The following is a 13,180-nucleotide window of genomic DNA, read 5'->3' as shown; positions in this document are numbered from 1 at the left end:
CTGTGCAGCATGGAACGGTGGAAATCGGTGGGCGCCAGGGCGTTTGCGCACCAGCCGAGGTCGCGTATCGGCGCGTGGGCGGGGAACCCGCCCACCCTACGTAGGGTGGGCGGCTCCGCCGCCCACGCGGTGATCGCTAACCTTAGCCCGGCGCGCAGGTCCCGGCGCCCATATCCGCCGCGAAGGTAGCACGCGGCCCGGCCCATGGACCCGAGCCCGGCCAAACCTGCGCCAACTTGAATTGCCTCACGACACCGCCTGCGCCGTCCAGCCGCCGCCCAGCGCCCGGTACAAGCCGATCAGGTTATCGATCTGTGTGCGCCGCAGCGTAACCAGGTTCAGCTCCACCTGGTAGAGATTGCGCTGGGCGTCCAATTCCTCCAGGTAAGAGGCATAACCGGCCTGGTAACGGTCGCGCGCGTAGCCGAGCGAGCGCGTCAGGATCTCGCGGCGCTGCAGGGCGTGGCCGACCTGGTCGCGCAGGCGCGGCACGCCGGCCAGGGCATTCTCGACCTCGGAAAAGGCGGTCAGCACCGTGCGCCGGTAGGCAAAGGCCGCCTGGTCGCGCTGCGAGGCGGCCGCATCGACCTGGGCGCTGAGGCGGCCGCCCTCGAACAGGGGCGCCAGCACGCTGCCGCCGATGCTCCAGATCTTCACCGGATCGTAGTCGAGCGCGCTCACCAGCACGGCTCCCAGCTGGGCGCTCAGGGTGATGCGCGGCAGGAAGGCCTGGCGCCGCAGCGCCAGGGCGGCGTCGCTGGCGGCCAGCAGCAGTTCGCGCTGGGCGACGTCGGGCCGGCGCGCCAGCAGTTCCGAAGGCAAGGCTTCAGGCACCGGCGGCAGGTCGAGGTCCTCGAAGGCCCGGCCGCGCGCGACGTCGCCCGGCAGTTCGCCGGCCAGCAGGCGCACCGCGTTTTCCTGGCGCCGCACCGCCAGCGCCAGTTCGGGCACGGACTGCACGACGGACTGGTACTCGGACTGGGCCTGGGTCAGCTGCAGCTGCGAGATGTAGCCGACGCGCGCCTGGTCGCTCGCCAGGCGCAGGGCCTCGGCGCGCGAGGCCACGGTCTCGCGCGTGATGCGCAACTGCGCGTCCAGGGCCAGCAGGGCCACGTAGTTCTGGGCCGCGCCGGCGGCCACGCCCAGCGCGGCGGCGTCGCGCTCGGCCTGGGTGGCGCGGTATTGCAGCCTGGCGGCCTCGGCCTGGGTGCGGATGCGTCCGAAGATGTCGGGTTCCCAGCTCGCCTGCAGCGCGGGTTGCACCGCACGGCTATGGTTGATGCCGATCGATTCGAGCGTGCGTCCGGCGCGCACGCCCACCGCCAGGTCGAGCGCGGGCAGGCGCGCCGCCTCCGCCGCCTCGGCCTCGGCGCGCGCCTGGTCGACCCTGGCCACGGCCAGCAGGACGTCGCTGTTGCGCGCCAGCGCCGCCTCGACCACGCCCGCCAGGACCGGGTCGCCGAAGCTGCGCCACCATTGCGGATCGACCGCCACCGTGGCCTCCTGCGGCTCGCGCCAGCCGGCGGGCGCCGTCACCCGCGTCAGCGCCGGCGCCGGCTTCACGGCCGGCATGCAGCCGGCCAGCGTTCCCGCGCCGAGGGCGCCCAGCAGCCCCAGGAAGCGCCGCCGCGGCGCGGCTGCCATCGCGCCCTCCATCGCGTGCTCCATCGTGTGCTCCATCGCGTGGTCCATCCGGCGCCTCATCGCGCCGCCTCGCGCGGCTGGGCGCCGGTGTCGACCACGGCCGTCACCGACATGCCGGGGCGCAGGCGCCTGGCCAGCTCCTGGTTGGCGTCGATCGCGATGCGCACCGGCAGGCGCTGCACCACCTTGGTGAAGTTGCCCGATGCGTTGTCCGGGCGCAGCACCGAGAACTCCGAGCCGGTGGCCGGGGCGATCTGCTCGACGTGGCCGGTGAGGGTCGCGCCCTCGAAGGCGTCGACCGAGAAGCGCGCCGGCTGGCCGATGCGCATGCGCCAGGTCTGGCCTTCCTTGAAATTGGCCACGACCCACAGCTGGTCGGGCACCAGGAACAGCAGTTGCGAGCCGGCCGTCACGTACTGGCCGCGCCGCACCGAGGCTTCGCTGACCTGGCCGTCGCGCGGGGCGCGGATCACGGTGTTCGCCAGGTCGATCTTAGCCAGCGCCAGCTGGGCCTCGGCGATCTTCACCTGCGCTTCCAGGCCGCCGCGCGCGACCTCGGTGGCCTTGATGCGCTGCCGGGCGATGTCGATGTCGGCCTGGTTCTTGAGGACGTTGGCCCCGGCCAGGCGCGCCGAGGTGCGCACGCGGTCGCGTTCGCTCAGCGACACCGAGCCGCGTTCGGCCAGTTCGTCGACCCGGCCCTGTTCGGCGCGGGCGCGCGCCTGCTCGGCCTGGGTCGCGGCCAGGTTGGCGCGCGCCGCGCCCAGCGTCGCCTGGTTCTGGGCCTGGGTCTGCTGGGCGTTGTCCAGCTGGGCCACGGCGTTGGCCAGCTGGCCCTCCGCCTGGCGCACCCGCTCGGCGTAGATGCGGTTGTCGATGCGCAGCAGTTCCTGGCCCGCCTTCACGTACTGGAAATCCTTGACCAGCACCTCGTCGACGTAGCCGTTCACCTGCGGCGAGAGCACCGTGATCGCCCCGCGCACGTAGGCGTTGTCGGTGCTGACGCGCGCGGTGTTGAAGGGGCCGATGTGCCAGGCCCACATGATCAGGGCGATGCCGACCGCGGCCACCACCAGCATGATGCCGATCGTGGCCGGGGTGGCGCGGATCTTCTTCGGCGGCGTGGAGGCGGGGGCGGGGGCGGAGGAAGTCGTCTGCGCCGGCCCAGGGGTCTGGGTCGGCGCGGCTGCGCCGTCGTTCGAGTCGCCCGGCACCGGTGGATTGGCGGCGGCCTCTTCGGTTTCTTCGCGGGTGGGATGCCTCGTGTCGTTCATGCGTAGTGTCTTTCGTGCTACTTGGGTCAGCGGTTGGCGGCGCCCGCGGGCGCCGGGTTGGCAGGGGTGGCCGGGGCCGCGGCCGCGGCGGCCCTGCGGTCGCGGACCGCGGCGCGCACCGCCACGAACAGCGACCAGAACAGGAACAGCAGCGCCAGGATGCCGGACAGGGCGAACACGTCGTTAAACGCGCGCACGTTCGCCTCGCGCCGGGCGACCTGGGACAGCAGGGCCGCGCTGCGGGCGGCGCGCTGGACGGGATCGAGCACCAGGGGGCTGTAGATGCCCTGCTGCAGTTGCAGGCGCCGGGCTACCTGCGGGTCGGTCGGGTCGACGCCGGCCACCAGTTCGCTGGAGTACACCTGCTCGCGGTGCAGCTGGTAGGTGCTCAGCATGGCCGAGCCGGTCATGGCGCCCAGGGTCTGGGTCATCGACAGCACGACGGTGAAGGTGACCACGTAGTTCGGTCCGAACTTCAGCGCCTGGGTGATGCCGAGCAGGACCAGCGGTCCCAGGAACATGCCGCTGCCGAGCGCCACCAGGAACTGGCTGAGGTAGAAGTCCTGCGGCCGGTCCAGGCTGGTGCGGCCGTAGTCGAGCATCGCCGCCACGCCGAACAGCACGATGGCCGCGAGCAGCTGGGGGATCAGGGTCTTGGGGCTGAAGGTCAGGGCGCTGGCCAGCACGCCGGCAATGCTGCCGATCAGGATGACCCCGAACAGCGGCTGCATCTGGTCCGGCCCCATGCCCAGGGTGCGCAGCAGGCCGACCGCGCCGTAGGTCTGCTCGGACGTGAGGAAGCGGATCAGGAAGGCGCCCACGATGAAGCGCAGGATGGTGGGCGTGACCAGCCAGCGCGTCTGCAGCAGGGGATTTTCGCGGTGGTGCTCGAGGAAGAGCGCGCCGAGGATCAGGACCAGGGCGCCCATCAACAGGTAAGCGAGCCAGGGTTCGTCGAGCCACCAGTGCGAATAACCCTGGGCCAGCACCGCGACCAGCATCGCGGCGCCCGGCGCCATCAGGGCGAAGGTCAGGAAGTCGCGTTTTTCGAAGACCTTGATGTGCATCCCCGGCGGCAGCTTCAGGATCACCACCGCCGCCAGCGAGCACAGGGCCAGCCCGGCCTCGAACAGGTAGAGGTTGTGCCACTGGCCGAACACCAGCAGCGTCGGCGACAGCAGCCAGGCCAGCGGCGTGGCCAGCTGCGGGATGCCGACCCCGAGCACGACCATCTTGCCGGTGTAGGCGCGCGGCGCCGCCTGCAGCATGTAGAGCATCGACAGCGTGGTGGCGGCGGCGCCGGCGAAGCCGCTGGCGGCGCGCACCGCGACCGCCATCGCGAAGCCGCCGACGAACAGGTGCAGCACGGTGACGGCGGCGTACAGGCCGAGCCCGATCTCGGTGAACAGGCGCATGCCGTACTGCTGGCGGAACTTGAAGACCAGCATGTTTGCCGTGATGTTGACCATGACGAAGGCGGCCGGCAGCCAGGCCCCTTCCGAGGGCGTCAGGCCGAGCTGGCCCTGGATGGTCGGCAGGTTGGCCGTGACCAGTGCGTTGCCCAGCCCGCCCGTGATCCCGACCAGCAGCGCCACGCAGGCGTAGGCGGCGCGCACCGCCGGGGTGTGGTACGGCATCGCCGGCGAGCCGGGCAGCGATGGCTTCTCGTGTTCCTCCCAGTTCGGCGTGGGCTTGAGCAGCTGGGCCATCTAGCGGCTCCCTCCGGGTGCGGCGATGCCCCCGGCAAGCAGTTCCAGCGCGCGCCGCGCCTGGGCCCGCCGCGTGGCCGGGGTGGCGCCGCGCAGGGCCGCGCCCAGCATGCCGCACAGCAGGACGACGTCGGCCGGGCGCAGGTCGGCGCGGCAGGCGCCGCCGGCAAGGGCGGCCGCCAGCGGCGCGCGGAACAGCCGGGCCAGGCGATCGCGCCCGGTCTTCGCCATCGGATGGCCGGGTTCGACCGCGCGCCAGTAGTCGGTCACCGCCGGTGAGGCGGCGATGCGCAGCGCGACCCGTTCGAGCAGGCCGAACAGGTCGAGCTGCCCGGCCTCGTCCTCCAGTCCGGCGAGGGCGCGTTCGAGCAGGGCGTCGACCAGGGCGGCGCGGTCGGGGAAATTGCGGTACAGGGTGGCGCGCCCGACCCCGGCGCGCGCCACGACCAGGTCGAGCGGAGCCGTCACCCCATGGCTGGAAAACACGGCGTCGGCCGCATCGAGGATCTGGTCGCGCCGCAGCGCGGCATCGGATCTGAGCATCGTCGTCAAGTCGGGACACCTTTGTCCGGTTGGTCGGAAGCGGACAATGGAAACTGCCGTCCGAACCGCGGCGCCGCTTGTCGCTTTGCTACTAGAATACTGCGATGCGGCAGCGTCCAGCGCACGCGAGGAAGCGGCGCGTTCAGCCGCCGTAGCGCCGTTCGAACTCGGCGACGGGAATCGGCCGCCCCAGCAGGTATCCCTGCAGCACCTGGCAGCCGTGCGCGGCCAGGAAGTCGCGCTGCTCGCCCGTCTCGACGCCTTCGGCCACCACCGTGAGGTCGAGCGTGCGCGCGAGCGCCAGGATGGCGTCGACGATCGCGCCGGCGTGGGCGTCGCCCGGCAGGTCCTTGACGAAGCCGCGGTCGACCTTCAGCTCCGCCAGCGGGAAGCGCCGCAGGTAGCTCAGCGAGGAATAGCCGGTGCCGAAGTCGTCCAGCGAGAAGCGGATGCCGTGATCGCGCAGCGCGTTCATCTTGGCGCTGACGTCCTCGACGTTTTCGGCGAACACGGTTTCGGTCAGCTCCAGGCACAGGCGGCGCGGATCGGCGCCGCTCTCCCGCACGCAGGCGAGCACGCTGTCGACGAAGTCGGCCTCGCGCAGCTGGTGGGCGCTGACGTTGACCGCCAGCGTCAGCTCGCGCAGCCGCGCGTCGCGGGCCCAGCGCGCCAGCACGCGGCAGGACTCGGACAGCACCAGCTTCCCGAGCGGCGCGATCAGGCCGCAGCCCTCGGCCAGGCCGATGAATTCGCCCGGCATGACCAGGCCGCGCACGTCGTGGCGCCAGCGCACCAGCACCTCGCCGCCGGCCAGCGCGCCGTCCAGGCCGAACTGGGGCTGGCAATGCAGCTCGAAGTGGCCGCGCCGGATGCCGTCGCGCAGGTCGTTCTCCAGCTCGATCTGGCGGTCGGCCGCGGCCTGCATGCTGGGATCGAAGAAACGCACCGTGTTGCGGCCCTCGGCCTTGGCGCGGTACATCGCCAGGTCGGCCTGGCGCAGCAGCAGCTCGACGCTGGTGGCGCCGGCCCCGAACACGGCCACGCCGACGCTGGGCGTGCTCACGCTCGGCCGCCCGGCCAGGTAGTAGGGCTGGGCCAGCGCCCCGAGGAGCTTGCCGCCGACGAGCTGCGACTCGTGCACGGCCGCGGCCTCGGACTCGCCCAGGTTCTCGAGCACCACCACGAATTCGTCGCCGCCCAGGCGCGACAGGTGGTCGCTCTCGCGCACCGTGTGGCGCAGGCGCTCGGCCACCTGGCGCAGGAGGTGGTCGCCGATGTCGTGGCCGAGGGTGTCGTTGAGCAGCTTGAAGTTGTCCAGGTCGATGAAGAGCAGGGCGCCATGCTGGCGGGTGCGCGCGGCGCGGGTCAGGATCTTGCCCAGCTGTTCGATCAGCAGGCGCCGGTTCGGCAGTCCGGTCAGGTAGTCGAAATAGGCCAGCTCGTAGATGCGCTGCTCGGCGCGCTTGGCCTCGGTCAGGTCGGTGTTGGTGCCCGACAGGCGCACGGCGCGCCCGGCCTCGTCGCGCAGCACGAAGCCGCGCGCCAGCACCGGCACGTAGTGGCCCTCGCGGTGGCGCAGGCGCATCTCGATGTGGTAGCTGTGCTCCGTCGATGCCATCAGGCGCTCGAGATAGTCGTGCACGCGCGGCAGGTCGTCCGGATGCACGAATGCGCGCCAGGTGCGCTCGTCGGACTCGCGCTCGTGCGGCCCGTAGCCGATCATTTCCCACCAGCGCTCCGAATAGTAGAGCTGGTGCTGCACCAGGTCCCAGTCCCACGAGCCGTCGGTCGACCCCTGCAGCACCAGGCGCAGGCGCTCCTCGGACTTGTGCAGCGAGCGTTCGACCTGTTTGAGCTCGGTGCAATCGGTGAAGCAGACCACCACTTCGCCGACCTGGCCGGCGGCGTCGAAGACCGGATAGGCATTGCAGAGCAGCCAGCGCACGCTGGGGCCGGGCAGGCCGACCACGACGTCGCCGACCATCGCGCCGGTGCGCAGCACGCAGTTGACCGGGTAGTCGGCCGGCGGCAGGACGCTGCCGTCGGCGCGCAGGATCTGCCAGGCGCCGGAGTCGGCCGGGTAGGCGCGCATCTTGTCGATCGCCACGCCAAGCAGCTCGAGCGCGTAGCGGTTGGCGTAGATGGCGCGCGAGTCGGCCGCGCAGATGACCACGCCGGCCGGGATGTGGTCGAGCAGCTCGTCGAAGTTGCGCGGCGGGGCGCCGGGCTGGGCTGCGCGCGCCTCGAACAGGGTGGCGGCGTGGTAGGCGACGCCCCCTTGCGCGCCGACGGGAACGACGTGCAGGCCGGCCGGCTGCGCCAGGTGGCGGCAGCGTTCGAGCATGGGGCCGAGTTCGTCCAGGCTGCGCCCGGCCAGGTCGCCGTGCGCGAGCCCGGTGCGCGCGAGGAAGTCCGCACTGGCGCCGAGGACGCGCCGGTCGGCGTCGGCGATGACGGTGGCGCCCGGGGCGGCGCCGGCGCCGGCGTGGCCGCGCCCCAATCGCTGTTCGAAAATATTCATGCCTGGGCTGCTGGAATCTCCAGCCGGCATGGTAACCGCTTCGCGCCGGGCACGGCGCAAGCGAGCCGCGCCCCCCGCGCCCGGCCTCCGGGCGCTTACTTCATGCCGCGCCGGCGCAGCAGGTAACCGATGGCGAGCAGCAGCAGCCAGGCCGGGATCAGGTAGACCGAGAGGCGCATGCCCGGCGTCAGGTACATGATCACCAGGATACCGGCCAGGAACGCCAGGCACAGCCAGTTCGAGAGCGGGTGCAAGGGGCTCGGGAAGATCGTCCGCTCGCCGGCGCGGCTGGCGCGAAAGCGCAGGTGCACCAGCGAGATCGTGGCCCAGTTGATGATCAGGCCGGACACGGCCAGGCCCATCATCATCCCGAAGGCCTCGGCCGGCATCGCGTAGTTGACCAGCACGCAGGCGAGGGTGGCCGCGGCCGATACGCCCAGGGCCGGCAGCGGCACGCCGCTTTTCGTCAGCCGCTTGAGGAAGCCGGGCGCATTGCCCTGGCTGGCCAGGCCGTACAGCATCCGGGTGTTGGCGTAGACGCCGCTGTTGTACACCGACAGGGCCGCGGTCAGCACGACCACGTTCAGGATGGTCGCCACGGCATTGCTGTTCAGGGCGGCGAAGATCAGTACGAAGGGGCTGCCGCCGCTGACGACCTTTTGCCACGGGAACAGCGAGAGCAGGATGAACAGGGCGCCGACATAGAAGATCAGCACGCGGTACAGGGCCTGGTTGGTGGCGCGCGGGATGGTCTTTTCCGGATTGTCGGCCTCGGCGGCGGTGATGCCGATCAGCTCCAGGCCGCCGAACGAGAACATGATGACGGCCATCGCCATCACCAGCCCCTGGAGCCCGTTCGGGAAGAAGCCGCCGTGGCGCCACAGGTTGGCCACGCCGGCCTCGGGGCCGGCGCTGTCCGAGGCCAGCAGCCAGCCGCCGAACAGGATCATGCCGACCACCGCGACCACCTTGATCACGGCGAACCAGAATTCCAGCTCGCCGAAGGCGCGCACGTTGAGCAGGCTGAAGGAATTGATGACGAGGAAGCAGGCCAGGGCAGAGACCCAGGTCGGGATCTCGGGCCACCAGTACTGGACGTAGACGCCGACCGCCGACAGCTCGGCCATGCTGACCAGGATGTACATCATCCAGTAGTTCCAGCCGGTCACGAAGCCGGCCATGTGGCCGCCGTACTTGTCGGCGAAGTAGCTGACCGAGCCGGCCACCGGCTCGGCCACCACCATTTCGCCGAGCTGGCGCATGATCAGGAAGGCGAACACGCCGGCCACGCCGTAGCCGAGCAAGACCGAGGGGCCGGCCATCTGGATGGTCTGGGCGATCCCGAGGAAGAGACCGGTGCCGATCGCGCCGCCGAGGGCGATGAGCTGGATGTGGCGGCCCTTGAGGCCGCGTTTGAGTTGTTGCGTCGGTTCTGCCATTGCCGCTGCGCCAGTATGCAAAAGTCAATGATTCTAAAGCATGTTGGCGATGCCAGCGTGCAATACCAACGCGCGGGGCCGGGCCGGCCGGCTCGGGCGGCCCTGGCGGCCCGGGCCTGCGGTCACGGGAAGTTCAGGTCCAGGCCCAGCCTGCCGGCGAGGGTGAAGGTGGCGAACACCAGGACGACGAGCGCCAGCACGAAGAGCGCGGCCACCTTGCCGGCCGCGCGCAGCACAGCGCGCTTCTCCTCTTCTTTCCCGATCTCCTTCTTTTTCTTCCCTTGATCGTAATGCCATTTGATGGCGAAGAACATGCCCGTGCCCAGCACGAGAAACTTGAACGTTACGGCGACTATCGGGAACCAATCCATGATGTTGAATATTTCCAGGCTATTACTTGACACGCTACAGCGTGATGCGCGATCTCGACCGCCGCTTCGGCGACCTGCGTTGCCGAATGTGGATGAGGAGGAAAAAACACCGGCGACACCATGCAGGGATGGCCTTGCCGCGCGTTCTAAGGCATTCTACTTAAAAGCAATTTCCATACATTGAGACAAAATGTCCCAGTTGAAAACCATACAAGACGAAGACGCGCCGTCCTGGCTGCCGCGATTGGCCGCGAACAAAGGACCCCGTTTCCTGCAGATCGCCGATGCCCTGCAGGCGGCGGTGGCGGACGGCGCGCTGAAACCGGGCGACCGCCTGCCACCGCAGCGCCGGCTGGCGGCGCAACTGGCGCTCGACCTGACGACGGTCACCCGCGCCTATGACGAAGCCCGGCGCCGCAACCTGCTCGAGGGCCGCGGCGCGCGCGGCACCTATGTCGCCGCGCCGAAAGCCGAACTGAGCCCGGTGCTCGACCTGAGCATGAACACCCCGCCGCCGCCGGCCGGTGTGGACTTCGACGACATGTTGAAGCAAGGCTTATCCCAGGTACTGATGCGGGCCGACAATGCGGCGCTGATGACCTACCACCTGGGCGGGGGCAGCGATTCCGGGCGCGCGGCGGGCGTCAGGTGGCTGGCGCCGATGTTCGGGCAGCTCGACGCCGGCCAGGTCCTGGTCTGTCCGGGTGCGCAGGCGGCGATCGCGGCATTGATCCTGGCGCTGACCGAGCCCGGCGCCGTCATCCTGGCCGAGCCGACGGCTTATCCCGGCTTGCGCGCCGCGGCGACCGGGTTCGGGCGCCGTATCGTCGCGGTGGAAGCGGACCAGGACGGGATGCTGCCCGCGATGCTCGAGGAGGCGTGCCGCCGCCACCGGCCCGGGCTGGTCTACCTGAATCCGACCCTGCAGAACCCGACCGCGGTCACCATGCCGGAAGGCCGGCGCAAGGAGCTTGCCGCCGTCGCGCAGCGCTGCAACATGCGCATCGTCGAGGACGATCCCTACTGGCTGCTCGCCGCCGCCGCGCCGCCGCCGATTGCCACCTTCGCCCCGGGTCATGTCACCTACGTCTCGACCCTGTCGAAATGCCTGACGCCCGGCCTGCGTGTCGCTTTCGTGCTGGTGCGCGATCCGCGCGAGCGCGAACGTTTCCTGGTCGCGCTACGGTCGTTTGCGCTGATGGCCGCCCCGCTGACGGCGGCGCTGGCCACCCAGTGGATCCTCGACGGTTCGGCCGGCGCCTTGATGGAAGGCGTGCGCGGCGAGGCGCGCCTGCGGCAGCGGATGGCGCGCGAGATCCTGGCCGGGCGCTACAGCGGGAGCGGGGATGGCCTGCATGTATGGCTGGCGTTGCCGGGGTACTGGAACGCTTTCCAGTTCGCGCGGGCCGCGGACACCGAGGGTGTCGCCGTCACGCCGGCCGAGGCCTTCGCCATGGACGGCGCCTCCGTGAATGCGATCCGGGTCTGCCTGGGCAGCATCCAGGAGCGCGCACGCTTGCAGGCGGGCCTGCAGCGCTTGTCGCGGCTGCTTGCGCGGCGGCCCGAGTCGTTCGGCGCCGCCGTGGTCTAGGTGAATGCTCAGGCCGCGTGCGGCAGGCCGAGCTGGCGGTTGGCCGGCACCGCGATGTCCATCAGTTTCGGGCGCGGCAGGTTCAGGTTGTCCATCAGCGCGATGAAGTCCTCGCGCGAGCGATTGGCCAGGCGCGCGTTGTGGCGCTTTTCCCAGCCGATGGTGGACACGCTCTGGCCCTTGTAGTCGTGGCCGGGCCAGACCCGGATCGCATCGGGCAGGCGGAACAGCTTTTCGGTCACGCTGTCGTACAGGTCGCCCGCGCTGCCGCTCTGGAAATCGGTGCGGCCGCAGCCGTCGATCAGCAGGGTGTCGCCGGTGAACACGTTGCCGCGCCAGAGGAAGCTGACGCTGCCGGCCGTGTGGCCGGGGGTGTGCAGCACGACGATCTCCTCGCCGGCCCCGAAGCGGATCACGTCGCCGTCGTTCAGCTGGACCTCGGCCGGGGCGATGCCGCAGCCGCTCGGCACGCAGGCCTGGGCGCCGGTGCGCTCGCGCAGGCGGCCGGCCGAGGTGACGTGGTCGGCGTGGGCGTGGGTCTCGAGCACATAGGCCAGTTTCAGGCCCAGGCGCGCCAGGTGCGCCAGGTCGCGCTCGCAGTGGCGGTCGACCGGGTCGACGATGACGGCGTCCGCCGCCCCCGGCGCGGCCAGGATGTAGGTGAAGGTCGACGACTCGACGTCGAACAACTGGATCGGGTTCACGTGCATGATTTCTCCTCGACAAGTCCGAGTATGATAAGGCAGGCTGCGGTCCAGGCGCCTTTCGGGATCCGGCCGCGCGGCGCTTCGGGCGGCGCGCCGCCGGCGCGCGACACCCGGGCGGTGAAACGCCGCCGGCCGGTGTTCACGAAGGAACGCCTTCCTGCCTCGGGCAATAGAGGGCGTAGAGGGTGCGCATCACCGCCAACGCCTCGGGGCTGGAAATCGAGTAATGGATCTGCTTGCCCGCGCGCCGGGTCTGCACCAGGCCTTCGTCGCGCAGGACCGCGAGCTGCTGCGACAGGGTCGGCTGGCTGATCCCGACCGCCGATTCGAGCGCGCCTACGCTGTGTTCGCCCTCGGCCAGCTTGCACAGCAGCAGCATACGGTCGGGATTGGACAGCACCTTCAGCAGGCCGCGGGCGCGTTCCGCGGCTGCGCGCATGGCTTCCAGGTCGAGCGGGGCGGTTTCTTCCATCATGGTCGTTTTCCTTCAGGATCGTTATTATGCCGACGAATATTTTATAAATCAATAGATTGTGTCGGGGCCTGGCTGCCGGTTTCTACTAACGCAACGCCTCCAGCCGTTCGCGCAACTGCGCCGGCGACAGCTCGCCCATGTGGCGCGCCGCCAGCCTGCCGTGGCGGTCGTAGAACAGCGTGGTCGGGTAGCCCTTGACGTCGGTCGCGCGCGCCAGGGAACGGATCGGATCGATCAGTACGTTGGCCAGCTCCAGGCCGGCGCCGTCGAGGTAGCGCGCGACAGTGGCGGCGTCCTCGGCCTGGTTGACGAACACGAAGGCAACCTCGGGGTGGGCGGCCTGGGCCGCGCCGAGGGCGGGCATCTCGCGCCGGCAGGGCGGGCACCAGGTGGCCCACAGGTTGACCACCATCGGCTTGCCGGCCAGCGTGCGCAGTCCGACGTCGCCGCCGTCCAGGCGTTTCAGGGTCAGTTCGGGCAGGGGCGGCGATGCCGGCGCACCGGCCACCGCCGCGAAGTTTGCCCCGGTCCAGACCGCCACGCCGGCGAGCGAGGCGGCCAGCAGCGGGCGGCGCAGGGCGCCGTCGCGGTGCACGCGCTCGAAGCCGACGGCAAAGGCCACCAGTAGGCCGGCGAAGGCGACGAAGCCGCCGTCGCGGATGTCGAGCATCGAGAGCGGCGCGGCCGCATAGGCGTCGAAGTGCTTGAGCACGAAGGCGGCGCGGGCCGCCAGGAAGCCCCACAGCAACATGCGCCACAGGGCCGGGTCGGCGTCGACGGCATGGCGCCGGCGCCACCACAGCACGACGAGGCTGGCGGCGGCGATGCCGGCGATCGGCGCGAGCACGCGCACCGGTACGGCCAGGGGGCCGAGGCTGACTGCATCCAAGCGCTTCTCCTGCGGAT

Annotated in this window: 11 protein-coding genes; 1 reads left to right on the top strand and 10 read right to left on the bottom strand. The window is 70.6% G+C overall.

Annotated elements, in window-relative coordinates; genetic code table 11:
- Positions 1-246: 246 nt before the first annotated feature.
- The 7 genes from RT688_RS15880 to RT688_RS15850 all read right to left on the bottom strand — a co-directional run bounded on the left by RT688_RS15880 (position 247) and on the right by RT688_RS15850 (position 9,501).
- Entirely contained in the window at positions 247-1,704 is a 1,458-nt protein-coding gene (locus RT688_RS15880; RefSeq protein WP_313705818.1) for an efflux transporter outer membrane subunit, read from the bottom strand.
- Positions 1,701-2,918 (bottom strand): HlyD family secretion protein, encoded by a 1,218-nt coding sequence (locus RT688_RS15875; RefSeq protein ID WP_313705817.1) that lies wholly within the window; start codon positions 2,916-2,918, stop codon positions 1,701-1,703. The genes RT688_RS15880 and RT688_RS15875 overlap by 4 nt, the downstream gene beginning before the upstream one ends.
- Positions 2,919-2,944: 26 nt before the next feature.
- Positions 2,945-4,627 (bottom strand): MFS transporter, encoded by a 1,683-nt coding sequence (locus RT688_RS15870; protein WP_313705816.1) that lies wholly within the window; start codon positions 4,625-4,627, stop codon positions 2,945-2,947.
- The gene (locus tag RT688_RS15865) at positions 4,628-5,170 is read right to left on the bottom strand and encodes a helix-turn-helix domain-containing protein (protein ID WP_313705815.1); all 543 of its coding nucleotides are present in this window, start codon (positions 5,168-5,170) and stop codon (positions 4,628-4,630) included.
- A gap of 142 nt (positions 5,171-5,312) precedes the next feature.
- Entirely contained in the window at positions 5,313-7,691 is a 2,379-nt protein-coding gene (locus tag RT688_RS15860; RefSeq protein WP_313705814.1) for an EAL domain-containing protein, read from the bottom strand.
- A gap of 95 nt (positions 7,692-7,786) precedes the next feature.
- Positions 7,787-9,130: an amino acid permease gene (locus tag RT688_RS15855; protein ID WP_313705813.1), complete on the bottom strand. Its 1,344-nt coding sequence runs from the start codon at positions 9,128-9,130 to the stop codon at positions 7,787-7,789.
- Positions 9,131-9,252: 122 nt separating this feature from the next.
- The gene (locus tag RT688_RS15850) at positions 9,253-9,501 is read right to left on the bottom strand and encodes a hypothetical protein (RefSeq protein WP_313705812.1); all 249 of its coding nucleotides are present in this window, start codon (positions 9,499-9,501) and stop codon (positions 9,253-9,255) included.
- Between the two features lie 190 nt (positions 9,502-9,691).
- On the opposite strand from RT688_RS15850, the gene RT688_RS15845 reads away from it, so the two are divergent.
- Positions 9,692-11,092, top strand: a complete 1,401-nt coding sequence (locus tag RT688_RS15845) for a PLP-dependent aminotransferase family protein (protein WP_313705811.1) — start codon at positions 9,692-9,694, stop codon at positions 11,090-11,092.
- An 8-nt stretch (positions 11,093-11,100) separates the two neighbouring features.
- On the opposite strand, the gene RT688_RS15840 is transcribed toward RT688_RS15845, so the two are convergent.
- The 3 genes from RT688_RS15840 to RT688_RS15830 form a co-directional block, all read right to left on the bottom strand.
- Positions 11,101-11,802: an MBL fold metallo-hydrolase gene (locus tag RT688_RS15840; protein WP_313705810.1), complete on the bottom strand. Its 702-nt coding sequence runs from the start codon at positions 11,800-11,802 to the stop codon at positions 11,101-11,103.
- A gap of 136 nt (positions 11,803-11,938) precedes the next feature.
- On the bottom strand, positions 11,939-12,271 hold the full coding sequence (locus RT688_RS15835; protein ID WP_313705847.1) for a metalloregulator ArsR/SmtB family transcription factor: 333 nt from the start codon (positions 12,269-12,271) through the stop codon (positions 11,939-11,941).
- Positions 12,272-12,359: 88 nt separating this feature from the next.
- Positions 12,360-13,163 carry a TlpA disulfide reductase family protein gene (locus tag RT688_RS15830; RefSeq protein ID WP_313705809.1) on the bottom strand — a complete coding sequence of 268 codons (804 nt, stop codon included), beginning with the start codon at positions 13,161-13,163 and terminating at the stop codon, positions 12,360-12,362.
- Positions 13,164-13,180 lie beyond the last annotated feature (17 nt).

This window comes from Massilia sp. (assembly GCF_032106685.1).
Lineage (GTDB): Bacteria > Pseudomonadota > Gammaproteobacteria > Burkholderiales > Burkholderiaceae_D > Telluria.
The sequence above is the reverse complement of the archived record's forward strand: the minus strand, read 5'-3'. Positions and strand labels throughout refer to the sequence as shown.